Source organism: Streptomyces sp. NPDC001890 (assembly GCF_042891445.1).
Taxonomy (GTDB): Bacteria; Actinomycetota; Actinomycetes; order Streptomycetales; family Streptomycetaceae; genus Streptomyces.
Genome location: NZ_JBIATE010000030.1, coordinates 1 through 21,851, shown reverse-complemented (window position 1 = coordinate 21,851; position 21,851 = coordinate 1). Strand labels below are relative to the sequence as shown.

The following is a 21,851-nucleotide window of genomic DNA, read 5'->3' as shown; positions in this document are numbered from 1 at the left end:
ATGGGACGTACCAGGGGGACGTGGAACACCAAGGGCACCTGGATCGCGGGTGGCGCACTCGCGGCCGTGCTTGCTCTGACGGGCTACGTGGCGCTCAGCGGCGGCGACGACGACGGCGGCGGCGGGAAGACTCCGGCGAAGGGCGGGGCGAGCGCTTCCGCCTCGCCCGGCCCGTCGGCGACGTACGCGCCGCCGGACGACTGGACCGAGCCTGACCAGTGGACGGCGCTTCCGCGGGGGAAGCGGACCGACGGCCGGGGCAGCCAGGTGGGCTTCCCGGAATCCACCGAGGGTGCCGTGGCGATGATGGTGGCCGCCAACGCGACCGCGATCGAGGACGGGAAGTCCAACACGGACGAGCAACTGCGCATCTACTACTCGTACATCGGCAAGGCCGACCAGTCGTCGCAGAACGCCGAGCAGATCGAGCTGAACGCGCAGGCGAGCGACAAGGCCCTGGCCAAGCAGATGAGCGTGACCCCCGGGCAGCCACTACCGTCGGGCGCGTACGTCCGCAACACCGTGGTCGGCTACAAGATCATCAAGAAGTCGGACACCGAGGTCAGCGCCTGGCTTCTGTCGAGAGTGGTCCAGAAGAACGGCGAGATGAAGAAGGAGACCGGCTCCTACACCCGGACCCTGGCCGGCGCGCAGTGGGAGGACGGCGACTGGAAGCTCACCGGCGACGCCACCGCCCGCGCGCAGCAGGACGTCCAGGGCCAGGGGCAGCCGAGGATCGTGGCTCCGGGCGACGCCGACTTCAACAGCGCCGGATGGACGGCCATCAGGGAAGCCTCGTGAAGCGCCGGTTCGTCGCGATCCTGCTCGCCCTGGTCGCGGTGTTCGGTGTGTCCGTCTCGGCTCCGCAGCCCGCGAAGGCCGACAGCATCATCAGCAACGGCATAGAAGGGGCGTGCCGGATCACCACTGGCCCGGTACTGGGCACGATCCTGCGCACCGGCGGCAAGCTCAAGGGTATTGGCGGCCTGACCGGCTCGGACATGTGCGACGCGGTCGGCGAAGCGGGCGCGAAGGTCATGGACGAAGCCTGGAAGAACGTCTGGGACTCCGCCCTCGGCGACGTCATCAAGTCTGCCCAGGACGTCACCAAGTGGATCATCAAGAAGGTGCTGACCTTCGCCCTGCTCGGGCCGTCGGTGGACCTGAAGGGCACCGGCCTGTGGGACGGCAAGGCCACCTTGGCGGGCATGCTGACGTGGTTCGGGCTGGTGATCGCCGCGGCCGGGATGATCTGGCAGTTGGGCAAGATGGCGGTGACGGGCAAGGTCCAGCACGCCGGGGTGGCGATGCGCGGATGGGTGGAGAACCTATTTCTATCCAGTCTCGGGGTGTCGCTGTTCGCGTTCATGCTGGTCCTCGGGGACGCGCTGAGTACCGGGCTGGTCAACGCGACCTTCGACGACGACGGGCAGGCCTACGAGCGGATCATCGCCGTCCTGCTGCCCGCCGCGGTGTCCAACCCGATCACCTTGCTGTGCATCGTCGGCGTACTGCTGCTGATCGGGTTCATCCAGCTCATCATGATCTTCCTGCGGCAGAGCGCCATCCCCATCATCTGCCTGCTGCTGCCCGTGGCCGGCGGCGGCCGGACCGGCGGTGAGGCCACCCGCAAGTGGGCGCCGACCCTGATCACCAGCGGGATGGTCATCATCGCCTACAAGCCCACGGTGGCCATCATCATCTGCACCGGGTTCGCCGAGTTCGGGCACGCGAAGACGCTCGCCGAGTGGCTGCGCGGCTCCGCCACGCTGGTCCTCGCGGTTCTCGCCCCGGGCCCGCTCACAAAGATCTTCGCTCCGTTCGGGGCGGCGGTCGGAGCGGGCATGAGCGCGGGCGGCGCCAGCGGCGCCCTCGGAGCAGCCGCAGGTTACTTCGCCGGGAAGGCCGGAGGCGACGGCGACAGCGGCGACGGCGGCAGCGGTGGCGACAGCCCGACGAGCCCGGTCGAGCACGCCAAGATGGTCGAGCAGAGCATGGGCAGCCAGAACAGCGGCGACGGCGGCAACGGAGAGGACGGCCAGGGCAGCGACGCTCAGGCCCAGGCCGCCCGGAACGAGGCAGCACGCGTGCCCGGCCAAGGCGGGCCCGAAGACACCCCAGGCGTGGACCCAGCAGTCCTCGGCGAGGGCGTGACCAGCACGACAGGCACCACCGGTACAGCGGCCACGGCCACCACGGCGTCGACCGCGGTCCCGGTTGTGGGCGCGACCATCCAGGTCCTGGACGGCGTCAACGACGCGATCCAGAGCGCGAGCGGAGCTGTGGGCGGAGGGAACCAGTAGTGAGCCACGAAGTACCCCAGACCCTGATGGTCGACGGTTTCCGCGCCCGCCATTCCTTCGGGTTCGGCGGGCTGTCGCGGACCGCGACGATGTTCGCGGCGGTCATCCTGGTGGCGGACGGTCTGGTCGCCACCCAGGTGCCGCTTTCCCTGCTGTTCACCCTGCCGGTGACGGCCGCCGTGTTCGGGCTGGCCGCCGCCAAGCGCCACGGCATGTCCGCACTGTCCTACTACTGGGCCAAGGCCGCCTGGAAGAGGGCCGCGCGGTTCGACGCCACCTCCTACCGGCGGCTGCTGCTGCCGCACCCGTACGCCCTGGACCTGCCGGGCGTCGGCGCCAGCAGCACCCTGATCAAGGCTCACGACCCGACCACCGGGCGGCCCGTCGGCGTCGTCCACGACCGGGCCACCGGATACATGACCCTGACCACCCTGCTCGCCCCGGGCGGCAGCCTCATGGCGCCCACCGCGGCAGTACGGAGCAGCTTGCGCACCTGGGGCTCCGTGCTGGACGCGATGAGCACCGACGAGCAGGTCAAGGGAGCGTCGGTCACCATCCAGATCACCCCGGGCGCGGGGGAAGCCCTCGGCGACGACGTGGCGGCCCGCAAGGACCCGGGCGCCCCGCAGTTGGCCAAACGGATCATCGACGAACTGGTCCGCACGACCCCGCACGCCACCGCGAGTGTGGCGCCGTGGATGAGCGTCACCGTGGACCCGAACGCGACCGCCAACGCACCGGTGGACCTCGCCGAGCAGGTCGCCGAGGCGCTGCGGGTAGTCGACGGACTCGACCTCTCCGGCACCGGCACGGACATCGAGCGCCGGGCGACGGACATCGATCTGCGACGGATCGTCAGGTCCGCGTACGACCCCGACGTCTTCAACGCCCGCGACAAGGAGTTCGAGGCACTCAGCTGGAGCGAGTGCGGCCCGCAGGCCGCCGACGACGGCTGGGAGGAGTACAGCCACGACGGCGGTGTGTCCATCAGCTGGGTGCTGCGCGAGATGCCGCGCCGCCCCATCCCCTACTCCGTGCTGCTGCCCCTGCTCGCCCCCGGGCGCTACCAGCGGCGCATCACCCTCCTGTACAGGGTCCTGGACCCGTACGAGGGCGAGGCGGTGCTGGAGCGGGAGATCAGCCACGCCCATCAGCGGGCGCAAGCGACCGCCGAGGTCAAGGGCCGCGCGAAGTACAGCCAGAAGGCCGACGCCGTGCGCGCGGAGAAGGCCGCCGCCCAGGTGGCCGGCGGCGCCCAAGTGGTCGACTGGACCCTCATGGTCACCGCCACCGCCCGGAGCACCGCCGACCTGCCCGCCGCGCGCCAGGAGCTGGCCCGCGCGATCAAGGCGACCCGGGGCATCCGGATGCGTTCGGCTTTCGGCGCGCAGGCCGCCGTGTTCGCGGCCGGGCTGCCGATCGGCTACTCACCGCTGGTGAAGTGAAGGGGGGCTGACGACGATGACGCGCAAGCCCAAGCCGGTCCCGGTGACCACGCCCAAGCGTGTGGTGAAGGTGATCGAGCAGGCCCCGACCCGCGAGGAGCGGCGGGCACAGAAGGCGTTGAAGGGCCGGTACGCCCCGAGGCTCGGATGGGGCGGCCGCTTCGGCGGCCGCTCGCCGGTCGAGGACACCGGCACGGTCTACACCGGCCCGACCAGCCAGGCCGCCGGGCTCTACCCCTTCCTCCTGGGGTCGGGCCTGCCGCCGCGCGGCGTGCCGGTCGGACGGGACGTGCTCACCGGCGAGTTGGTGTGCGTAGACCCGTCCGGCTGGACCGGAAAGATCACGACCAACCCAGGCGTCTGGGTCATGAGTCAGCCGGGCGCGGGAAAGTCCGCGCTGGTCAAGCGGCTGTGCCTGGTCTACTCGGCGTACGGGTTCATGGCGTGCGTGCCCGGCGACGTCAAGGGCGAGTACAGCGAACTGATCCGCGAACTCGGCGGCTCCGTCGTACGGATCGGCGACGGCATCGGCCGCCTCAACCCGCTCGATAGCGGACCGTTGAAGGGGCGCGTGCAGTCGCTGCCCGTCGACCGGCGCGAGTCCCTGCTGGACGTTCTCAACGGCCGGCGGCTGGAAACCCTGGTCGCCTTGCTGTCCACGAAGCACGGACTCGGCCGGTCCCCGAACGAGATCGAGAGGTCGGCGCTCGACACTGCGGTGCAGGTCGCTTCCGCCGCCCAGGAGTCCGGCAGCGACCCGGTGGTCGCCGACGTCGTCCGGGCGCTGCGGGCGGCCCCCGAGGAGCTGCGGAACAAGCTCGCCGCGGAGGGCGAGCGGTACCAGGACCTGACCCGGTCGGTCATCGCCGGGCTGGACAACCTGATCGGCGGGCCCTTGAAGGGCCTCTTCGACGGCCCGACGACGACCCCCTTGGACATCTCGGCGCCCGCCGTGTCCGTGGACATCTCCGCCCTGCGGGCCCGAGGCAACGACGTGGTGAGCGCGGGCATGATCGCGACGTGGGCGTACACCTACTCCGCGATCGACTCCGCTCGCAGCATCGGGCTGATGGACCGGTCCCTCGTGCTGCCGATGGACGAGATGTGGCGGGCCCTGCGAAGCGGCCCGGGCCTGGTGGACGCGATGGACGCCATCAGCCGCCTGAACAGGACCACGAACGATGTGACGATCTACGTCACGCACAGCTTGCTGGACGTCGAGGCCCTGCCGACCGAGCAGGACCGGGCCAAGGCGAGGGGCCTGATGGACCGGTGCGACACCTGGGTGATCGGTGCGTCCTCCGAGGAGGAACTTCGCCGCGTCACCGGCAAGCGCTCCCTCACCGAGCAGGAGCGCATGATGATCGGCTCGTGGTCGTCGGCGACGTCGACCGGACTCGACATCGACCCCACTTTCGATGACGCCGACGGCAGCAACGTGGCCCTGGAGGACGAGCGCACCCGGCACCCGGGCCGCGGCAAGTACCTGATCAAGATCGGCACGCGGCCCGGGATCGCGGCCTCGCTGGAGCTGACCGCGACCGAGCAGCGGCTGTACCGCACGGACGCCAACCGGCGCCGGATGGCGACGACCGCCACTGGAGGTGGTAGCTGATGATGACGGACAACGACCGGGCATGGGCCGGGGGAGCCATCTTGGTCGGCGGCGCGGTGGCGCTGTCCGCCACGACGTGGGCCGGGGCGGCGGCCGGCGCGCTGGTGACCGGTGAGGACGTGGCCCCGGCCTCCCCGCTCACCGTCTACCGGATGGCCACCGAGTGGTCGACGGTGTGGCCGCACTCGCAGACCGCGTCCATCGTCGGTGCCACCATCGGGGACCTGGCGATCGTCGTGTTCCTCGTGTGGGGGATGCGGTGGGCGTTCCGGTGGTTCCGGAACCCGAGCAGCTTGGCCACCTTGCACCAGGTGCGCGAGCTGACGCCGAAGCACGCGGCCCGTACCGCCACCCGGTTGCGGGCCTCGCTGAAGGGAACGAAGCCCAAGGAGCTTCCTGCCCGCGACCGGGGCGTGCTCCTCGGCGACCACATGCCGTCCGGTGTCGAGCTGCGCGGGTCGGACGAGGACACCTACGTCGCCATCATGGCGCCCCGCGCGGGCAAGTCCACGTCGCTGGCTATCCCCGTGGCGGAGGAAGCGCCCGGTGCCCTGCTGATGACGTCGAACAAGGCCGACGTCTACGCCGCCACGGTGGGCTCCCGCGGGAAGGTGGGGCAGACCTTCTTGTTCGACACCCAGGGGGTCGCGCAGGCCGAGCGGGACGTGTGGGTCGACCTGGTCGCGCAGGCCGAGACCCTGGAAGGTGCCGAGCGTCTGGCCTCGCACTTCGTCAACCAGATCACCTCGGAACAGGCCGATCCCTTCTGGTCCCAGGCCGCGGGCGACCTCCTCACCGGCCTTTACCGGGCCGCGTGGTGGGAGGGCGCCACCGTCCGCGAGGTGATGCGCTGGTTGTCCGACCCGAAGGAGAAGGCGCCGTTGCGCGTGCTGTACCAGCACGAACCGGTGCTCGCCGAACAGGTCGATTCTTCGATCAATATCGCCGAAGAGACACAAAGCGGAATCTATCAAAATGCCCGAACTGCCATGTCGGCGCTGCGAGATGAGAAGGTTCTCGCGTGGGTCACGCCGGACAAGAGTCGGGCCCGCTTCGATCCCGAGGCGTTCGCCACCAGCACGGACACGCTGTACCTGCTGAGCAAGAAGGGCGGCCCGTCGAGCGCCCTGGTCGCGGCGGTTGCTGACGCCGTTTTCACCGCTGGCACCGAGGCGGGCGAGCGCCACGGCGGGCGCCTGCCCGAGCCGATGCGTGCCGTCCTGGACGAGGCCGCGAACATCTGCAAGATCGCGGACTTGCCCGACTTGTACTCGCACCTGGGGAGCCGGGGGATCACGCCGTTCGTGATCCTCCAGAGCTACCGCCAGGGCGTGAAGGCGTGGGGCGAGGTCGGCATGGACTCCATGTGGAGCGCGGCCACCAAGAAGCTGATCGGTGTCGGGATCGACGATGCGAAGTTCGCCCAGGACATCAGCTCCCTGACCGGCGCGCACTACGTCGAGCGCGGCTCGTACTCCAAGAGCAAGGACGGCGGCAGCCGGTCCTGGTCCGAGCAGCGCGAGCAGGTGCTCGACCCCGCCGAGATCCGCGCCATGCGCAAGGGGACGGCCCTGTTGATGTCCACCGGCATGCCGGTCGCGCAGATCGGCTTGAGGCCGTGGTACGCCGAGAAGGCGATGGCGCACATCGGTCCGCAGATGCGCGACGAGGAGGCAGCCATCACCAAGCGCGCCGTGGGTGCGTACGAGCTGCGGAAGGCGACGCGCAGTGGCCGATGAACCCGAGGGCGTTCCGGAGCTGGACGTGCCGGTCACGATGTTCGAGGACGTCGAAGACCTCAAGGCTCAGGTCGCGAGCCTGACGGCCCTGGTCAAGAAGCTGGCCGGGGGAGAAGGAGGGGAGTCGGGCGAGGCCTCCACCGATGAGGAGGAGTCGGCCGGCGGGGAGGCCGCCGTCGAGGAGGAGGGCGACGGGGAAGAGGAGTGGCAGTACCCGCCGTTCATTTTGCTGCTCGACCCGCCGGAGTACGACGACGAGCTGCGGGCGCTGATCGAGTGGGTCGAGGGGGTGCTGGTGCCCGGCTACCTGGCCGAGCCCTCGGCTGATGCGCGGTGGTGCCACCTGTGGTGGGAGCACCCCGTGGCCATCGCCCGCCTGCACGCGGTATGGCTCGCCTGGCAGGAACTGACGGACCCGGCATCCTGCGGGTACACCGGGCCCTCGGTCTGGCACCGCGACCACATGGACCCCGCGCTCCGGGAACTGCGCGCGTCCACCGGCCCGTTCGGCGGCTGCACCAAGGGTGAGCACCAGATCGAACACCGCATGCCCAGCCTTGTGCCCAGCGCCTGGACGCACGCCGAGGACTGACGCGGCGCCACACGAAGACGGGCCGCCGGGACGGAACTTCCCCCGGCGGCCCGCTGGCGTCCCGCCCCGCTACCGGCCGCCGATCGACCGGATTACTGCCGTTATCTCGGGTGTGAATTGACTGTCAGGCAAGTCAGGAAAGCTGCCCGGAGAGACCGTGCCTGCCAAGTATCCGAGGGCTCGTCAGGCATGTACGGCACGTCAGTGGCGGGCGTGCTCGGCGGCCTGGGCGAGGTCTGCCGCGAGGCCCGGGTTCTCCCGGTTCCAGCGTCGGAGTGCGGCCTCCCAGTCGGCCCGGGTCCGCTGGAGCGCCTGGTGGAGGCGTTCGGCCGGTACCTCGAAGACGCCTTCGTGCTCGGGCTTGCTGTACTCGTACGGCCCGTACACCGGTGGCCGCCGCGTACCGTCGGTGCTCGCGCCCTTCTCGACCATGGGACGGGTGAAGAACGGGGTGCGCACCCGCCAGCCCCAGCCAGGCCGCCGGGGGTCGTCTTCCCAGCCGTCGCGGGGCCCGGCCATCTTGTCCGGCGCGTGCCCGCGGGTCTCCCACTCCCGGTAGGTCTCCGGGTGCCAGCCGAGTTCAGCCGCCGCCGTCGCGCGGCTTTTCCCGGCCCGCACCCGCAGGTGGACGATCCGTTCGCCGTCCTTCGGCAGGGTGCACAGGTCGAGCGGGTCGCCCAGGCCGACCGCGCGGGCCAGGCGGGGCAGCACCTCGGCTCGCGGGTGCCGCTGGCCGCTCAGGTAGAAGCTCACCGCCCGGTCGCTCGCGCCCGCTGCCTGGGCGATCTCAGCCACCGTCAGGTCGCCTTCCTTTCGCGCGGCTTGCAAGCGCAGGCAGTCGAACCCGTAGGGAGCCTCGGACATGGTGGACCTCCAGCAGCCAGTCTGAACGAACCGCATACTCCCACGATCCGGCTGTTTGTTCAGACCGCCTGCGCCCCCCTGAACAAACAGCGGAGCCAGCCGAAACGGTGGTTTGTTCAGGGCGGGCGCTGGGGCTCGATACGTGCCTTACGTGCCTGACAGCTCCACATGCCCGCTGACCTGCTCAGATACCCCCGGAACCCTAGATAACGTACGCCGCATCCCGGTTGCCCCGCAGGGACACATCCGTCGCGAGGATCGCCAGCTTCCCGGCCATCCCCATCAGCATGCTCGGCAGGATGCACTCCGGATCGGAGCCTGCTGCGGCGATCCGGCCGTAGGAGTTCTCCAGCTCACTGGAGAACTCCGCCTCCAGGTCGGCGCCCTGCTGTTCAGGAGACCGGGCCTCGGGGACGACGAGGTGCTCCATACTGCGGTCGGCCATCAGGCAGGCCAGGCGGGTGCACTCCTCATCGAGGACGGCCATGTCGACGTACACGCGGGGCTCCTTTGCTGTGGTTCAGGTCTCCTGCATACCGGACACCGGCCGCCAGCAGGCCGCATCCGGGACGAGTTGGAGCAGTGCGCCGCCAACTCACCCCAGAAACTCACCTCTTAAGAGGTGAGTTTCCGCTAGGGTTGAGCCATGACCACAGAAGCCGTCGCCGTCATCCCTGAGCCCGCTGGACCTCCGAAGCTGGAGGCCGTTCCCGACCTGCCCGTCGCGTCCGTCGCCGAGATCGCCGCTGGTGTGACCGCTGCTCTGGTGGCCGCCTGGAACACGGTTCGCGCCCGGCACCCGGATATCCCTGAAGCCGTCGTGAGCATGGCCACCGGCGGCCGCGCGAGCGCCGTGGAGTTGGCCCACTTCGCACCCCGCCGGTGGCGCTCACGTGAAGGCGACGCGGTCCACCACGAGGTGTTCGTCACCGCCGAGTCGCTCGCGGACGGCGCGGACAAGGTCTTCGGCTACCTGCTGCACGAGGCCGTGCACGCGGCCAACGAAGCCCGTGGAAAGGAGGACTGCTCAGCCAGCCAGTACCACAACAAGGAGTTCCGCAAGGTGGCCCAGGAGCTGGGGCTCATCGAGCGCGAAGGCATCGACCCGGGCTGGAAGAAGAAGTACGGGTCCGCTGGCTACTCGGTGTTGAGTGAGGAGGCCAGGGCAGCGTACGCCGAGCAGATCGCCGCACTGGACGCGGCGATGCACGCCACCCGCAGGCCTGAGATTTACGGAACCAGTACCCGTGGGGGCGGTACGAAGGGGAAGAAGTCCGGCGGTGCGGACGTCGACGCCGGCGAGGAAGGCGAGACGACCTCCGGGAAGCCGGAGAAGGAGAACCGCAACTACGTCAAGGCCACGTGCGGGTGTACCCCGGCCGCGGTCATCCGGGTCTCCCCGAAGACCCTGGAGCGCCGCAGCATCATGTGCGGTGAGTGCATGGAGGAGTTCGAGGTGAGGGAGTCCGCCGTGTGATGGTGGTCTTTCTGGCCAGATAACCTGCGGGCCCCGGCGGTCCCCTTCGAGGGGGAGCCGGGGCCCGCGTCGTTGTGCGGCCGTCCCGCCGTGGCGCACCGGGAACGGCGCCTACAGCAGGGCTACTTGACGATCATGCTGTCGGGGCAGCGACCGCCCATGTGGGCCACGCACTCCGGGCAGTCCTCACGCGGACCGAGGTGCGCGTGAGCCTCACGCGAGGCGTAGGCGTGGAACCAGCACTGACGGCACTCGCCTCGCGGTGGGCTCGTGGCGGTGGCCATCAGCGGGTCTCCTCGTCGTCGGCGATGCGGAACACCCGGCGCAGGGCGCGGCAGGGGCGGCAGTCGGGCGCGTGGGCGTGTGTGCCCCGCAGGTGGATCAGGAGGCCGAGCCCGGCGACGATGATGCCGAGGCAGATGAGGGCGTACAGGAGGTCAAGGGCGAGCAGCATGCGATGTCCTTTCGGTGTGATCGGGTTAGGCGAAGTACCGTGCGGCAGCCGCGACGAACTGGTCCGTGGCCTTCACCGCGTCCTCGCGAAGCGCGTCGAGCGTCAGCCGGTCGGGTGCGTTGCGCAGGGCGAACGTCGCGCGGGTTGCTTCCTCGGCGGCTGCGGCGAGCGACGGCACCAGGATCAACACCTGCACCTTCGGCGCCTCGATGGCGGCCCGGGTGGTGTGTGACTCGACGCGGGCCGCGGTCAAGGTCTCCGGGTCGGCTCCATCCAGTCGAAGGCCCTCCCGTACGGCCATCGCTCGGCGGTGACCGGCGACGGCAGAGGCGAAGGCGGCGACGGCGTCCAGGTCGGCCCCGGACAGCCGGAGTTCTTCTCGTACGGCCATCGCGCGGCGGTGACCAGCGACGGCGGAGGCGAAGGCGGTGACGGCCTCCAGCTCCCGGTCGCGCCGGTGGTCGTCCCGGGCCTCGCTGCGGGCGGTACGGGCGGTGCGGTGCTGGATGAGCCCGGCGACGACCGCACCGAGCAGCGTGCCGACGACCGCGATGACGGTGCTCAGCACGAGTCCTCCCCGGCGGCCGGCGGCTGCGCCACCACGGTGTCTCGGCGGGCGTCCCAGCCGGTGCAGTGCGTCGTCACCCGGTCGTCCTGGTCGTAGCGAACGGTGATGTCCCAGACGGGCCAGATGCCCAGCGGGCGCGGACCGCGCTCGATCGCCAGGACCTCGTACCCGCTCCCGGCGTCGCCGTGGTTGTACCGGCCGCCGACGACGCGGGGGCCGACCTGGGTGGCGATCCACTCCTCGTACGTCATCTCGCAGCCGTCCTCCTGGTCGCCGAGCTGCTCGGCGGACATCGTGCCGCCGCACTCGCCGCAGTGGCTGCGGCTGGAGGTGTTCACCGTGCCGCAGGCGGCGCAGGACCACGACGGACGGCCACAGTCGTGGCAGGCGTCGTAGTGCGGCGGGTTGTCGGCGCCGCACGTGCAGCCCCACGCCGTGCGGGACCGCTTGGCGGCCGCGAGGTCGGTCTCGTAGGTGCCCATGGATCTCCTTCTCGTACGGGCCGGGGGTTCCCCGGCCCTCTATGAGTGGTCTATCTGGCCAGATAAACCCGAGCCCGAGCGATCCTCTTTGCGGAGGGCGCCGGGGCCCGGGTCGTCGTTCGGTTCACCGCAGTGGTGCGGCTGGTGCAGGCGTCTACCGCAAGGAGAGGCGCAGGTCGCCGGGCTGCTCAGGGCCGACGCGCCGGGCGACCCTGGCGGCCGTACGGCAGAGCAGCACGACCTCTTCCAGGGTCCGGGAGGAGTGCTCGCTCCACGCCGTGTAGTCGACGTACGGGGCGCCCAGGGCGAGCCGGAGCAGCGTCTCCATCACGGTGCGGGCCACGTATCGGGTGTCCGCGTCACCCGCGCCGTCCTCGGCCGTGCTGTGGAGAGCGTCCCTCAAGTGGTGGCCGGTGAAGGGCGCGTAGAGCTGGGGGTCCCAGTTCTCCCGCTCCATCAGGCGGGCCGCGGCGTCGAGGTGGTGAGCGACGGCCTCACCGGTCACCCGGTGGCCGCTGAGCCCGAACCAGTTCTTCGGGCGAGCGAGCTGCTGCTCAGCCTGGTCGGTGAGGGTCGCCAAAGTCTCGGTCATTGTTGATGCGTCCTTTCGATGGTGTGTGGAACGGTGTGGGTCAGACAGCCCGGAGGCGGCGCGGGGAAACGTGCCGACGGGTCAGAGGGTGGTAGACGTCGGCCGTACGTGAATCGGGATGTGGATCTCCCCGCCACCACAGTCAAAGTCGGACCACTGATGCTCGGGGGCGAGTGCCCATCCGTTGTCCGTCGCGGCGCGCACGGCCTCTCGGATCGCGTCGGCCCTGCTGGCGTAGTCCCCGAGATCCACGGACGCGAGCGGCAACTCGAAGTCCGAGGTGAAGGTCTCCACCGAGGCGCCCCATCCCCCGCACTCGATGATCAGGAGGTGCGTTGCCACCAACCCGACGCCAGCGGCGAGTTCGAGGTAGCGGGCGTGATCGGTCTGCATCACTAGCCCTTCCTCCGGGAAGTACCTGTCGAGGTCCTGGAGTGCGTTCTGGTCGCCTTCCTGTGCCTTGCGCAGTACGGCGACGGCATCGGCGATTCGCTCGGGGGAAAGGACGTCGTTGGACACGATGGCTCCTGTCGGGGTGGGGTGGACCTGATGCACGGCGGTGGCGGTCAGGGGAGGTTGGGCGCAGTGGAGGGGGTGGTCGAGGCCGCCTCGTACACCGCGGCGAAGCCCTCCTCCATCAGCACCTGCGGGGTGGCCTGCTGCGTGAGGGACCACTGCCAGGTGAGGACGTCGTCCGGCACCCGCCGGTCTTCCTGCCGCGACCGGTTGCGGGCGCGGCAGGTGTCCAGGTCGGTGCCGAATCGCAGGGCGATGATGGGGCGTTGGTGGCGGCGGGCCCGTTCCACCAGCTCGGACCTCACGTGGGGTTCCACGTTCGTGGAGTCCAGGAAGACCCGCCTCCCGGCGGCCAGGAACGTGTCGAGCAGCCGGTTCTGCTGCTCGACCGCCGCCGGCGTGGCGGACTGGTCGCCCTGGCTGGTGCCGATCCTGCCGCGCAGGACGTCGAGGCTGATGACGGCGTCGACCGGTGCGGTGAGGGCGGCGGTGGACTTCCCGGAGGCGCCGGGACCGATGGCGACCACTAAGGCGCCGGGCGCCAGACCTCTCAGGGATTCGGTCAGAGTGTTCACGGTTCTCCTCTCAGAAAGGGGGCTCGTCGGCAGCGAAGGTGGGGCTGCTCGGGGGAGCGGGCTTGTAGGCGGGGTCGGGCGTGTAGGTGTAGCAGAGGGAGTATTCGCCGCGGTCGGCGTCGTACAGCCTGCCGGTTCCGAAGCAACGCAGGCAGTCGCCGGCGTGCGGGTCGTCCGCCTCGCCACGCAGGCAGCCGACGGGTTCCGCGTGGAGGGGAACGCCGTCGTCCTGCCAGACGATCGGCTTGATGACCTCGCCGGTTCCTCGGCACCCGCCGGGGCAGTTCGGCGGGTGGGCGGAGGAGTCGTCCTCAAGGTAGTCCTGGTACTGGTTACGCAGCCAGGACCGGGCGTCCCGGGCAGGCAGGAGCCTCTCCCCGTCGGCGCGGCGCACCGCGTTGGCCGCGGCCGCCGCCTGGGCGCCGTGGTGGGCGTCGGCCGGGTCGGCGAGGGCGACCAGGTCGGCGATGACGGCGCGCAGGAGCAGCGCGGTACGCCTGCGGTCGGCGAGGTAGTCGGGGTGGAAGGCCTCGGCGTCGCCGCGGATGGCGGCGTACCGGGCGAAGAACTCCTCGCCCACCAGCTCGGCCAGAAGGCGCGGAATGGACGGGGTGGGCGTGTAGGCGGGGTGGGCGACCGCCGCGGACGCGTCGATAGTGATGGTCGTGTCCTGAGTGCTCAAGGCGCATCCTTCCGGCCAGAGTTGGCGAGCGGGGGCAGGTTCTTGCGGACACGGGAGACGGGGCGAGCCCGTCCGCAGACGATGCACTCCGCGTCCGCACGGTCGTTGTTGGTGTCACAGTCGGCGCACTTCCAGATGAGCGCCGCCGACTTCTCCGGCTGGACCCGGAGGTCGGGCAGACTGCGCCCGCGCATCACGTCGGCCGCGGTCTCGATGAGGGCGCCGGACAGCTCGATCTCCATCTCGTCCAAAACCTTCGGGTGATCCTCGGGACGGTGCCCCCACTCGATCAGCAGGTTCGCGGCGACGTCGCGCATGCCGGACAGCGGCGACCAATAGCAGGCGCGCAGCCACTCGTAGTCGCTGCGGGGAAGACAGACGTACGCCGGGTCTTGGGTGATGTCGTAGCCGCTCACACCTGCCCCCAGCGGCGTCCGACGTAGTGGCCGAGGACCCAGCTGCCAGTAGCCTGGACGGCCATCCAGACCGCGCCCCCGGCGAGGAGGCGGGGCATGCTCAGGTCGGCGGCGCCGGGGAGCCAGACGACGGCCGCCGCGGCGATGCCGAGCAGTCCGGCCGGCAGCACCGCGAACAGGATCAGGCGGATCATGACTGCCCCTCCTGCTCGTCGCCGGACGGGCGCGAACCGCCGTCGAGGTCAACGACGTTGACGTCGGGGTAGCCCTTCTCGAAGATGGAGTCCGGGGCCCAGGACATGGTCGTCTTGCCCTCGCCGCCGGGGTACAGCCCCGCAACCCGGGCGGCCCGCCGGGCGGTGTCCACCCGGGCGAAGGCCTTCCGGAAGACGGTCAGGTCCTGACCTGCCATCAGGTAGCCCGTGGGCCGTTTCGAGGCGGGGTGCTCGGTGTCCGTGACCTTCTCGACGGGGGACGGGGTGCCCTCCGGCCACCAGCCCTCCCGGATGCCGCGTGTCAGCGCGAAGGCCAGGGCGACTGTGGGTCCGTTCAGCTTGCCGACCCGCTCGCGCAGCGTCTCGACCTCGGCGTAGCCGTCCTCGGCCACGACGGTCCGGGTGAACAGCAGGGCGCTGCCGGGCAGGGAGCGCAGGAAGCGCTCGGCGCGGTCGACGGTCCAGCCCGGCTGGACGGGCGGGGTGATGGTCAGTTCCGCGCCGTGCTGCGCGGCGAGGGCGATCGCCTTCTCGGCGAACTCCTCGGTGGCGCCCTCGATGATGATTCTCATGGGTGGTCCTTCCAGGGGTGGGGCGGCCCGCCGGTGGATGTTCGCTGGCGGGCCGGGCTTCGGCTAGAGGTCGTCGTAGAGGACCTGCTCGTACTGGTCGCACATCGGCTCCCGCGCCTCCGGCGAGTCCGGGTCCATGTTGCAGACGTCCGTGGCCATCGGGTTCTCGCGGAGGGTCACGCCGTCCGTGCCGAGCGGTGTGCCGCAGCAGAAGCAGGCGGCGTCCGTCGTGTGGCCCTTCGTCATCGGGATTCCTCTCATGCCGTGCGTCGAATTGTTGCCCACCTCTGTGCGCTCTGGTTCGAGTATGGGGCCGGCGGGCCCGGCATGCACAGAGAATCCAGAGATTGGCTGGAACTCTGTACACGATCGGGTGACGGGGTGGCCCGATCAGTATCGCCTCGGATAACGTGCCATATCCGAGGCGATAAACCGGACATGACGACAGGTCACCGAACCGGTCCGCCGAGACGGAAGGGAACCGAACGCCCGTGCGTAACAGTGACTTCGTGCCGCCCGACGCCCTCCGCCGGTTGCAGAACGGCGCCCAGCGGCACCTTGCCGCGCTGATCGCCGACGGCGAGAAGCACGACCTGCCCCCGCTGGCGTGGACGCTCGCCGTGAGCGGCGCCCTCACCGGCGAGGCAGACAGCCTCACTTACACCCCGACCGGACAGCGCGAGGCGATCCGGCAGTGGACTGCCCACGTCGGCGCCACCGTCGACACCAGCCACACCGCCGACGGCCGCGAGGAGCTGTATGCGGGGTGGCTGAACGACGAGCACATGACCCGGGGCTGCTTCCGCGCCACCATCTTCGTGCACCGCGAGGACGCCTGATGCCGACCTTCCTGATTGTCACTGCTGCCGTGAGCGGCGCCTTCTTGGTCTGGTTCTGCGTGGGCCTCTGGCGGGTGAGCACCTACCAGGCGAAGAACGTGTTCGAGGGCATGGCGCCGCAGCGGCTCGTCTACCGGCGTCTCAGCCGCCAGATCCGCCGGGAGCACGGCCGATGAGCGACCTCGCCACGACGCCGATGCCGCAGTCAACTCCCGTCAGTCCGGGGCAGCTTGAGCTGTTCCGGGTGCGGAGGTGCCCGAGCATCACCATCGACTACGCCCGCCCCGACGGCGGCCCGCTCACCGGCGCCGACTTCGAGCACCTGGCCCGGATCGCCCGGGCCGCCACCACCCGAAAGAGCGACTGACATGCCGCTGAACGTGCCCGTCACCATCACCCTGCCGCCCATAGATTGCTCGTACACGGTGCACACCGACCGGCAGCGCTGGAGCGCCGACCAGCTCGCCGCCGAGCCGGACGGCCGTGGCGCGCTGGAGGCAGCGGTGCGCGAGGGCGTCCGCAAGGCGGCGCCCGCCTGCGCCTACGCCGGGCTGACCGAGGCAGACGTCACCGTTACCGAGCACCCGGACGACTCCGTCGCCATGGTGGGCCGCGTGCTGTGCAGCGAGGCGGAATGCCACGTCGCAGCGAGGCGCCGCCACCTCGATGCCGCCGAGGCGATCGAGGCCAAGACCGCCGCCGACTGGGCCGCGGAGAAGCACTTGGGCCTCGCCCCTGGAGACATCCAGGCCGGGAAGCCGCGCAGCCGGGGGATGTCCTTCCGTGAGCGTGCCCTGCTCGCCCGCATGCTGATGGGCGTCGTCCTCGGGGTCGTCGGCGGGCTCATGGGCCAGTTCGACTACGAGCGCCCCGCCTCCGCATCCAGCGCCAGTCTGACCGTGCTGATGGGAGAGAAGGCAGACAAGTTCTGCGACGTCATGGCATTTCCCACGGTCGTCGCGGGGGTCATCGTCTTCGTCTTCGCTCTTGTCCGTCACCAACTGAACCGAGAGAGCTGAATCCATGCCGCTGTCCGTACCGCTCGTACTTACTCCGGGACACCCGGACCGCTTCTACACCGTCCACGTCCACCGCGTCCGCTGGACCGCCGACGCGGTCACCGGGCCGCTCGCCGCCGACCCCTTCGAGCCGCTGGAGGCCAGCGCCCGCGAGGGCCTGCGCATGGTCTCCGAGTGCATCGCCGCCGAGCTGGCCGACGCAGACGTCACCGTCGCCCAGTACCCCGACGGATCGGCCCAGGCGGTGGCCCGCGTGCTGTGCGACTCCGACGTCTGCGCCGCCGTCGCCGAGCAGTACCACCGCGACGCCGACGAGGACGTCGAGGCCGAGGCCGCCCGTGCGTGGGCCGCCGCCCAGCTCCAGGGCCAGACCGTGGAACTCCTCAAGCTGCGCAGCGAGTTGGAGAAGGCCACGCCCGGCAAGACGGTCACATCGGCCAAGGACATGCTCGCCGCGGTGCTGGCCGTCCAGCAGGAGCGCACCGGCGGCTCGACCGACCGCGTCATGCTCATGCTGGACGAGGCCGCCTTCCTGTTCCGGGAGAACGACCTCTTCACCGACCGGTCCCCGGAGGGGGTCCGCAGGGAGCTGAACCGGCTGATCCGGCAGAACCGTGCGCCGTACCCGATCGAGTCCGGCGGCGAGGAGAAGACCCGCCTCGTGGACGTTGATGGCAGCGCCGATCTGACGGCGTGGGCAACGCCGTCGGCCGAAGCGGTAGCCATTCCGGAGCGGCAGCTCACGGCCGACCAGGACGCGCGGGACATGGAGCAGGAGCGGGCCGACGCTGCGGTGCAGGACGCCAATCTCGCCCGGCTGAGCCAGTCCGACCCGGACGCCGCCCGCATCTTCCGGCCCGGCATCTTCACCGCCCAACTGAACGCCGCTGGAGACGACATCGGGCTCGGGGCTGCACTGGAGCTGTACGCGGCCGCCAAGCGCGACCAGGGCCGGATGGAGCTGTTCCACGCTCTGTCCGCCGGCACCACGGCGGAGGACTCCCAGTGAGCAGTTCCGACGCCATCGCCGCCCACCTGGACTGGCAGCCGTTCAGTCACCGGCCCGACTGCGCCAAGCCCGCGTGGGAAGTGGCCCAGCAGGCCAAATCCGACGCCCTGCGCGTTCGCCGGGGCGGCCCCGAGCACTCGTGCCCCAACGAGGAGTGCGGCCACCGCGACCACTACGACCGGATCACCGTGCGGGTGCTGTGCCGGTCCTGCGGCACGGTCCACCTGATCAGCGGCGAGGAGCCCACCACCCGGTCGACCACCACGGCGAGCACCGGGTACGGGCAGCCCCCCAAGAGGATGGGAGGGCTGTGGCTCTACCCCGGCCCGCCGCTGATCGACGTGAGCTGGGAGAAGTCCGGGCCCGGCGCCTACCTCTGCTCTCGGGAGAAGGTCGACCGGCTGTCGGAGGGCGACATCGTCGGCGTCATCAGCGAGGGCCGGGGCAAGCGCGGCGCCACGATCTGGTCTGCGGCCATCGGGCCCGACTTCCGGCCGGCGGGCTACACGATCTGGGCGAAGAACAGCGGCGACAAGGCGTTCGCCACCGTCGCCGCGGCGGCGAAGTGGGTGACGGCGGAGCTGAACGCGGCCGCCGCGACCGAGACCGAGGAGGACCAGGAGCAGTGAGCACCAGCGAGCGGATCGACGGCACGGCCGTTGTCACCGCGTACTTCGAGGACCGGGTCACCGCGGCGGAGAAGGAGGTCGAGGAGGCCCGAGCCGCGCTCGCCGCCGCCGAGGCCAAGGTCGCGCAGCGGCAGGCCGAGCAGGACACGTTCGCCCGGGACGGCTCGCTGCACCCGGCCGCGTACAACAGCGACACCGGCCAGCCGGAGTGGGAGCTGTGCCAGTGGGCACAGTCCCGCATCGGCCGGGTGGCCTTCAAGGACATGACGCCCGCCGGTGACGCCGTCTACGACCGGCTCCAGGCCGAGGAGAAGGCGGCCCACCAGTGGCTGCGCGAGCACGGCCGCACCGTCCCCGCACCGTTCGGAGAGAAGGCATGACCGAGCAGCACACCGACTCGAACGCGGCATTCATGGCTGCCGAAACCCACCGCCCGGACGACGTTCCGGCCGGCACGCCGCTCACCTCCCTCGCACAGAAGCAGTCCGAGGCCGGTCTACGGCTGCTGACCCAGCACGACCGCGACCAGGGCGCCGCCGTCAGCGATGCCCTGACGAAGATCGCTCTGGGTGAGGCGATCCGCCAGACCGTCCGTCACCAGCGGGGCAGCACCGTCGCGGAGGCGCTGCGGCTCGGGGCGACGTGGGACCAGGTGGCGGCCGCGCTCGACACCACCGAACTCGCCGCGGCCGACGACCTGCGAGTGTGGGCCGAGGGACAGCACAACCTCTACCACCAGCACCTCGCAGAGAACTCGGACATCCTGGTCGGCCTGGACGATGACGGATACAACGAGGTGATGCGTTGGTTCGCGTTCGCCGTGGGGCGGGCCGTCATCGACGCCCGCGACACCTACACGGAGCAGGAGCCCCTACTGCGGGCGGCGGTCGCCGCGGTGCCGATGATCGACACCGTGGGCGAGCTGCGCGCCCTGCTGGACCAGCTTCCCGACGAGATGCCGCTCTCCCTGGACGACCACCACCGTGCCCTGCCCGGTGAGGAGAACCAGGTGCACACCATCCACCCCCGGCTGGTCGCCACGGTCTCCGGGCTCGCCACCGAGGCCGAGAGCAAGCAGTCCGGGCTGATGCTCACCCAGGTGTACGTGCCCTTCCCCGCCGAGGACGAGGAGCAGGCCGCCGTCGCCACCCGCGACGACCTCCCCGCCTACGGCGAACTCCCGCGCGCCGCCTACCACCTGGAGCGCGGGGAGCTGCGCCCCGGGCTGAAGGACATCGCCGAGGTGCTGGAGGAGCTGGCCCACTTGGTGGGCGAGGTCGCGGCGGACTACACGGAGCACGACGAGGACGGCTCGCAGCTCAGGGTCGAGGCGAAGCGGATCACTCACGCCGCCGAGCGTGTCGGCAAGCTTGCCGACACGGTGGAGGAGGTCGCCGAGTGACGACCGCCGAGGAGTACGGGACCGCGCTGGAGCCGGTGGAGGTGGTCGACGCCGAGCTGGTGGACGACGACGCCCCCGGCGCCGGCGGGGTCGCCGTGCACGACCCGGTGGCCGCCGTGCTCGCTGCGCTGGACACGAAGGCCGCCGAGGACCTGCACGAGTCCCGGCCGCACAAGACGAGGACCGGGTATGCCCGGGACTGGGAGCTGTGGCAGGAGTTCCACGACTGGCTCGCCGAGCAGACCGGCACGCGCCTGCCGGACAGCGCCATCACGGTCGGCACCTACGTCGCGTTCGTGAAGTGGCTGGACGAGGTCAAGGTGGCCGCGCCGAACAGCATCGAGCGCCGGGTCACCGGGGTCGCGTCCGAGGCCCGCAGGCACGGCTACGACGTGCCCAAGACCGCCCGGGCGGCCGCCACTCAGGCGCTCAAGCCGCTGAAGAACGACAAGGAGCGGCAGAAGCGCGGCCGCGGGAAGGCCGCCGCGATCACCCCGGCCGACCTGCGGAAGATGAACACCTCCCCGCGCGAGCGCGCACCACGGCCGGACGCCCGGCGCCGCCGGGTCATCGTGGTGCCGGAGCTGGCCCGGCTGCGGGACCGGTCGCTGCACACCATGCGGTTCGCCGTCGCGGGCCGCAACGAGGAGATGAGCGAGCTGGACGACACCGGCATCCGGCTCGTGGCCGAGGGCCTGGAGGTCCACGTCCCCAGCGTGAAGGGCCGCCCGCCCCGCGACGTCGTCGTCTCCTACGGCGAGAACGTCGACACCTGCGCGGTGCGCTGCTGGATCGCGTGGCAGGAGGCCAAGCTCGCCGCCGGCGCGGCCCCGGACGGGCCCGCATACCTGCCCGTCGACCAGTGGGGCAACCTCGGCGCCAAGCGGCTGTCGCCCGACGGCTGCGGGCAGGCGGTCTCCCGTTCGGCGAAGTACGCGGGCATGACCGGACGGCGGATCACCGGGCACTCCGGCCGCCGAGGACTCGTCACCACCGGTCGCCGCAAAGGCAAACGGTCGGAGAAGCTGCGCGCACAGGGCGGCTGGTCGAAGAACTCGCCGGTGTTCTGGGAGTACGTGGACGAGGGCGAGAAGTGGGAAGACAACGCGACCGAGGGGATCGGACTGTGAACCAGAACAGGGGACTCGGCGGGACCGTGTACGAGGGCACACCGCCGGTGGAAGCCGTACCGACCGGCCTGCCGACCCCTGACGGCGTGATTGCCGCGCTGATCCTGGTCGTGGAGCCGGGCGTGGACCAGGAGGTGGTGGACGACTTCGTCACCCGCTACCGGCTGGTCCCCCGGGACCAGACCGCCCGGGCCGTCGACTCGCAGGCCCGCTGGACACTGGAGCCGGACGGGCGCGTGACGATCCAACTTCTGTGTGACGACAGCGCCGCACGCATCGTTATCCCCTCGGACCCCCGCATCCACCAGTGGACGGCCCTGGCCCGGTACGGCGGCGGCAGCCTCTCGCTGATCGTCGCCCCCGGCCTGCCCGACACCGACCTGACGACGATCGGCTATCACCTCGGGCCGTACGGCGGCCCGTACTGGCACATCAGCGTGGGCTGCATCCCGCTCTGACGCCCGATCACACCCGCCCGGGCACCCAGTCCGCGGTGCCGTCCGGCGCGCACCCAGCGGCACCGACCACTTCCTGACCGCGCCGGTCGGTGCCGCGGCAGCGGGGGTCTGGGGGCCGGCGAAGGCCCCCAGCACCCCCCCCCCCCCCCCCCACCCCCCGTTTTCCGGCACAAAATACCGAACCCTTTAACAACCCCCCCAATTGAAAGTTTAACAAAACCCAAAAACCCCCCATTGGTGAGTAGGGGGCCCCGGCCG

General features: G+C 70.6%; 31 protein-coding genes. 17 read left to right on the top strand and 14 right to left on the bottom strand.

The window, feature by feature from the left end; genetic code table 11:
- From ACFYY1_RS37185 to ACFYY1_RS37160, 6 genes are read left to right on the top strand one after another with little or no spacing between them, the layout of a single operon-like run.
- Entirely contained in the window at positions 1-801 is an 801-nt protein-coding gene (locus tag ACFYY1_RS37185; RefSeq protein ID WP_388593623.1) for a hypothetical protein, read from the top strand.
- The gene (locus tag ACFYY1_RS37180) at positions 798-2,303 is read left to right on the top strand and encodes a hypothetical protein (RefSeq protein ID WP_388593621.1); all 1,506 of its coding nucleotides are present in this window, start codon (positions 798-800) and stop codon (positions 2,301-2,303) included. Before ACFYY1_RS37185 ends, ACFYY1_RS37180 begins: the two co-directional genes overlap by 4 nt.
- On the top strand, positions 2,303-3,748 hold the full coding sequence (locus ACFYY1_RS37175; RefSeq protein ID WP_388593620.1) for an SCO6880 family protein: 1,446 nt from the start codon (positions 2,303-2,305) through the stop codon (positions 3,746-3,748). The genes ACFYY1_RS37180 and ACFYY1_RS37175 overlap by 1 nt, the downstream gene beginning before the upstream one ends.
- A 16-nt stretch (positions 3,749-3,764) precedes the next feature.
- The gene (locus ACFYY1_RS37170) at positions 3,765-5,363 is read left to right on the top strand and encodes an ATP-binding protein (protein ID WP_388593618.1); all 1,599 of its coding nucleotides are present in this window, start codon (positions 3,765-3,767) and stop codon (positions 5,361-5,363) included.
- Positions 5,363-7,102, top strand: coding sequence for a type IV secretory system conjugative DNA transfer family protein (locus ACFYY1_RS37165; protein WP_388593616.1), 1,740 nt, complete (start codon positions 5,363-5,365; stop codon positions 7,100-7,102). Before ACFYY1_RS37170 ends, ACFYY1_RS37165 begins: the two co-directional genes overlap by 1 nt.
- Positions 7,092-7,694, top strand: coding sequence for a DUF4913 domain-containing protein (locus tag ACFYY1_RS37160; RefSeq protein ID WP_388593614.1), 603 nt, complete (start codon positions 7,092-7,094; stop codon positions 7,692-7,694). Before ACFYY1_RS37165 ends, ACFYY1_RS37160 begins: the two co-directional genes overlap by 11 nt.
- Positions 7,695-7,895: 201 nt before the next feature.
- Here the strand turns inward: ACFYY1_RS37160 and ACFYY1_RS37155 are convergent, their stop codons facing one another.
- Together ACFYY1_RS37155 and ACFYY1_RS37150 are read right to left on the bottom strand one after the other, a co-directional pair.
- Complete coding sequence (locus ACFYY1_RS37155) at positions 7,896-8,558, bottom strand: helix-turn-helix transcriptional regulator (protein ID WP_388593612.1); 663 nt, start codon at positions 8,556-8,558, stop codon at positions 7,896-7,898.
- Positions 8,559-8,760: 202 nt separating this feature from the next.
- Positions 8,761-9,057, bottom strand: coding sequence for a hypothetical protein (locus ACFYY1_RS37150; RefSeq protein WP_388593611.1), 297 nt, complete (start codon positions 9,055-9,057; stop codon positions 8,761-8,763).
- Between the two features lie 147 nt (positions 9,058-9,204).
- Between ACFYY1_RS37150 and ACFYY1_RS37145 the strand changes: the two genes are divergently transcribed.
- On the top strand, positions 9,205-10,035 hold the full coding sequence (locus ACFYY1_RS37145) for a hypothetical protein (protein ID WP_388593608.1): 831 nt from the start codon (positions 9,205-9,207) through the stop codon (positions 10,033-10,035).
- Between the two features lie 122 nt (positions 10,036-10,157).
- Here the strand turns inward: ACFYY1_RS37145 and ACFYY1_RS37140 are convergent, their stop codons facing one another.
- The 12 genes from ACFYY1_RS37140 to ACFYY1_RS37085 form a co-directional block, all read right to left on the bottom strand.
- Positions 10,158-10,319: a pRL2-8 gene (locus ACFYY1_RS37140; RefSeq protein ID WP_388593606.1), complete on the bottom strand. Its 162-nt coding sequence runs from the start codon at positions 10,317-10,319 to the stop codon at positions 10,158-10,160.
- Entirely contained in the window at positions 10,319-10,489 is a 171-nt protein-coding gene (locus ACFYY1_RS37135) for a hypothetical protein (protein ID WP_388593604.1), read from the bottom strand. Before ACFYY1_RS37135 ends, ACFYY1_RS37140 begins: the two co-directional genes overlap by 1 nt.
- 25 nt (positions 10,490-10,514) lie before the next feature.
- On the bottom strand, positions 10,515-11,057 hold the full coding sequence (locus ACFYY1_RS37130) for a protein kilB (protein ID WP_388593602.1): 543 nt from the start codon (positions 11,055-11,057) through the stop codon (positions 10,515-10,517).
- Entirely contained in the window at positions 11,051-11,539 is a 489-nt protein-coding gene (locus ACFYY1_RS37125; RefSeq protein ID WP_388593600.1) for a hypothetical protein, read from the bottom strand. Before ACFYY1_RS37125 ends, ACFYY1_RS37130 begins: the two co-directional genes overlap by 7 nt.
- Positions 11,540-11,693: 154 nt before the next feature.
- The gene (locus ACFYY1_RS37120) at positions 11,694-12,131 is read right to left on the bottom strand and encodes a hypothetical protein (protein WP_388593598.1); all 438 of its coding nucleotides are present in this window, start codon (positions 12,129-12,131) and stop codon (positions 11,694-11,696) included.
- An 81-nt stretch (positions 12,132-12,212) separates the two neighbouring features.
- Positions 12,213-12,650: a hypothetical protein gene (locus ACFYY1_RS37115; protein WP_388593596.1), complete on the bottom strand. Its 438-nt coding sequence runs from the start codon at positions 12,648-12,650 to the stop codon at positions 12,213-12,215.
- Positions 12,651-12,697: 47 nt separating this feature from the next.
- Positions 12,698-13,222 (bottom strand): AAA family ATPase, encoded by a 525-nt coding sequence (locus ACFYY1_RS37110; protein ID WP_388593594.1) that lies wholly within the window; start codon positions 13,220-13,222, stop codon positions 12,698-12,700.
- Positions 13,223-13,232: 10 nt separating this feature from the next.
- Complete coding sequence (locus ACFYY1_RS37105) at positions 13,233-13,904, bottom strand: hypothetical protein (protein ID WP_388593592.1); 672 nt, start codon at positions 13,902-13,904, stop codon at positions 13,233-13,235.
- Positions 13,901-14,320: a hypothetical protein gene (locus ACFYY1_RS37100; RefSeq protein WP_388593590.1), complete on the bottom strand. Its 420-nt coding sequence runs from the start codon at positions 14,318-14,320 to the stop codon at positions 13,901-13,903. The genes ACFYY1_RS37105 and ACFYY1_RS37100 overlap by 4 nt, the downstream gene beginning before the upstream one ends.
- The gene (locus tag ACFYY1_RS37095; RefSeq protein WP_388593587.1) at positions 14,317-14,514 is read right to left on the bottom strand and encodes a hypothetical protein; all 198 of its coding nucleotides are present in this window, start codon (positions 14,512-14,514) and stop codon (positions 14,317-14,319) included. Before ACFYY1_RS37095 ends, ACFYY1_RS37100 begins: the two co-directional genes overlap by 4 nt.
- The gene (locus ACFYY1_RS37090; RefSeq protein ID WP_388593586.1) at positions 14,511-15,107 is read right to left on the bottom strand and encodes a hypothetical protein; all 597 of its coding nucleotides are present in this window, start codon (positions 15,105-15,107) and stop codon (positions 14,511-14,513) included. The genes ACFYY1_RS37095 and ACFYY1_RS37090 overlap by 4 nt, the downstream gene beginning before the upstream one ends.
- Before the next feature lie 63 nt (positions 15,108-15,170).
- Entirely contained in the window at positions 15,171-15,353 is a 183-nt protein-coding gene (locus ACFYY1_RS37085) for a hypothetical protein (RefSeq protein ID WP_388593583.1), read from the bottom strand.
- Positions 15,354-15,598: 245 nt separating this feature from the next.
- Here ACFYY1_RS37085 and ACFYY1_RS37080 point away from each other — a divergent pair, with 245 nt between their 5' ends.
- The 10 genes from ACFYY1_RS37080 to ACFYY1_RS37035 are packed head-to-tail and all read left to right on the top strand — an operon-like array spanning position 15,599 to position 21,593.
- Positions 15,599-15,946 (top strand): hypothetical protein, encoded by a 348-nt coding sequence (locus ACFYY1_RS37080; RefSeq protein WP_388593580.1) that lies wholly within the window; start codon positions 15,599-15,601, stop codon positions 15,944-15,946.
- Entirely contained in the window at positions 15,946-16,122 is a 177-nt protein-coding gene (locus ACFYY1_RS37075; protein ID WP_388593578.1) for a hypothetical protein, read from the top strand. Before ACFYY1_RS37080 ends, ACFYY1_RS37075 begins: the two co-directional genes overlap by 1 nt.
- Entirely contained in the window at positions 16,119-16,313 is a 195-nt protein-coding gene (locus tag ACFYY1_RS37070) for a hypothetical protein (protein ID WP_388593576.1), read from the top strand. The genes ACFYY1_RS37075 and ACFYY1_RS37070 overlap by 4 nt, the downstream gene beginning before the upstream one ends.
- Position 16,314: 1 nt before the next feature.
- Complete coding sequence (locus ACFYY1_RS37065) at positions 16,315-16,965, top strand: hypothetical protein (RefSeq protein WP_388593573.1); 651 nt, start codon at positions 16,315-16,317, stop codon at positions 16,963-16,965.
- A 4-nt stretch (positions 16,966-16,969) separates the two neighbouring features.
- The gene (locus tag ACFYY1_RS37060; RefSeq protein WP_388593571.1) at positions 16,970-17,974 is read left to right on the top strand and encodes a hypothetical protein; all 1,005 of its coding nucleotides are present in this window, start codon (positions 16,970-16,972) and stop codon (positions 17,972-17,974) included.
- On the top strand, positions 17,971-18,603 hold the full coding sequence (locus ACFYY1_RS37055; protein ID WP_388593569.1) for a hypothetical protein: 633 nt from the start codon (positions 17,971-17,973) through the stop codon (positions 18,601-18,603). Before ACFYY1_RS37060 ends, ACFYY1_RS37055 begins: the two co-directional genes overlap by 4 nt.
- On the top strand, positions 18,600-18,983 hold the full coding sequence (locus ACFYY1_RS37050) for a hypothetical protein (RefSeq protein WP_388593567.1): 384 nt from the start codon (positions 18,600-18,602) through the stop codon (positions 18,981-18,983). The genes ACFYY1_RS37055 and ACFYY1_RS37050 overlap by 4 nt, the downstream gene beginning before the upstream one ends.
- Positions 18,980-20,005, top strand: coding sequence for a hypothetical protein (locus ACFYY1_RS37045; protein WP_388593565.1), 1,026 nt, complete (start codon positions 18,980-18,982; stop codon positions 20,003-20,005). Before ACFYY1_RS37050 ends, ACFYY1_RS37045 begins: the two co-directional genes overlap by 4 nt.
- Positions 20,002-21,135 carry a hypothetical protein gene (locus ACFYY1_RS37040; protein ID WP_388593562.1) on the top strand — a complete coding sequence of 378 codons (1,134 nt, stop codon included), beginning with the start codon at positions 20,002-20,004 and terminating at the stop codon, positions 21,133-21,135. Before ACFYY1_RS37045 ends, ACFYY1_RS37040 begins: the two co-directional genes overlap by 4 nt.
- Entirely contained in the window at positions 21,132-21,593 is a 462-nt protein-coding gene (locus ACFYY1_RS37035) for a hypothetical protein (protein ID WP_388593560.1), read from the top strand. Before ACFYY1_RS37040 ends, ACFYY1_RS37035 begins: the two co-directional genes overlap by 4 nt.
- Positions 21,594-21,851 lie beyond the last annotated feature (258 nt).

Excerpts from the sequence above, each read along its gene's own strand:
- ACFYY1_RS37185 (WP_388593623.1), top strand. The coding sequence starts at position 1 with ATGGGACGTACCAGGGGGACGTGGAACACCAAGGGCACCTGGATCGCG.
- ACFYY1_RS37170 (WP_388593618.1), top strand. The coding sequence starts at position 3,765 with ATGACGCGCAAGCCCAAGCCGGTCCCGGTGACCACGCCCAAGCGTGTG.
- ACFYY1_RS37165 (WP_388593616.1), top strand. The coding sequence starts at position 5,363 with ATGATGACGGACAACGACCGGGCATGGGCCGGGGGAGCCATCTTGGTC.
- ACFYY1_RS37155 (WP_388593612.1), bottom strand. The coding sequence starts at position 8,558 with ATGTCCGAGGCTCCCTACGGGTTCGACTGCCTGCGCTTGCAAGCCGCG.
- ACFYY1_RS37145 (WP_388593608.1), top strand. The coding sequence starts at position 9,205 with ATGACCACAGAAGCCGTCGCCGTCATCCCTGAGCCCGCTGGACCTCCG.
- ACFYY1_RS37140 (WP_388593606.1), bottom strand. The coding sequence starts at position 10,319 with ATGGCCACCGCCACGAGCCCACCGCGAGGCGAGTGCCGTCAGTGCTGG.
- ACFYY1_RS37135 (WP_388593604.1), bottom strand. The coding sequence starts at position 10,489 with ATGCTGCTCGCCCTTGACCTCCTGTACGCCCTCATCTGCCTCGGCATC.
- ACFYY1_RS37125 (WP_388593600.1), bottom strand. The coding sequence starts at position 11,539 with ATGGGCACCTACGAGACCGACCTCGCGGCCGCCAAGCGGTCCCGCACG.
- ACFYY1_RS37120 (WP_388593598.1), bottom strand. The coding sequence starts at position 12,131 with ATGACCGAGACTTTGGCGACCCTCACCGACCAGGCTGAGCAGCAGCTC.
- ACFYY1_RS37095 (WP_388593587.1), bottom strand. The coding sequence starts at position 14,514 with ATGATCCGCCTGATCCTGTTCGCGGTGCTGCCGGCCGGACTGCTCGGC.
- ACFYY1_RS37090 (WP_388593586.1), bottom strand. The coding sequence starts at position 15,107 with ATGAGAATCATCATCGAGGGCGCCACCGAGGAGTTCGCCGAGAAGGCG.
- ACFYY1_RS37085 (WP_388593583.1), bottom strand. The coding sequence starts at position 15,353 with ATGACGAAGGGCCACACGACGGACGCCGCCTGCTTCTGCTGCGGCACA.
- ACFYY1_RS37075 (WP_388593578.1), top strand. The coding sequence starts at position 15,946 with ATGCCGACCTTCCTGATTGTCACTGCTGCCGTGAGCGGCGCCTTCTTG.
- ACFYY1_RS37070 (WP_388593576.1), top strand. The coding sequence starts at position 16,119 with ATGAGCGACCTCGCCACGACGCCGATGCCGCAGTCAACTCCCGTCAGT.
- ACFYY1_RS37065 (WP_388593573.1), top strand. The coding sequence starts at position 16,315 with ATGCCGCTGAACGTGCCCGTCACCATCACCCTGCCGCCCATAGATTGC.
- ACFYY1_RS37060 (WP_388593571.1), top strand. The coding sequence starts at position 16,970 with ATGCCGCTGTCCGTACCGCTCGTACTTACTCCGGGACACCCGGACCGC.
- ACFYY1_RS37045 (WP_388593565.1), top strand. The coding sequence starts at position 18,980 with ATGACCGAGCAGCACACCGACTCGAACGCGGCATTCATGGCTGCCGAA.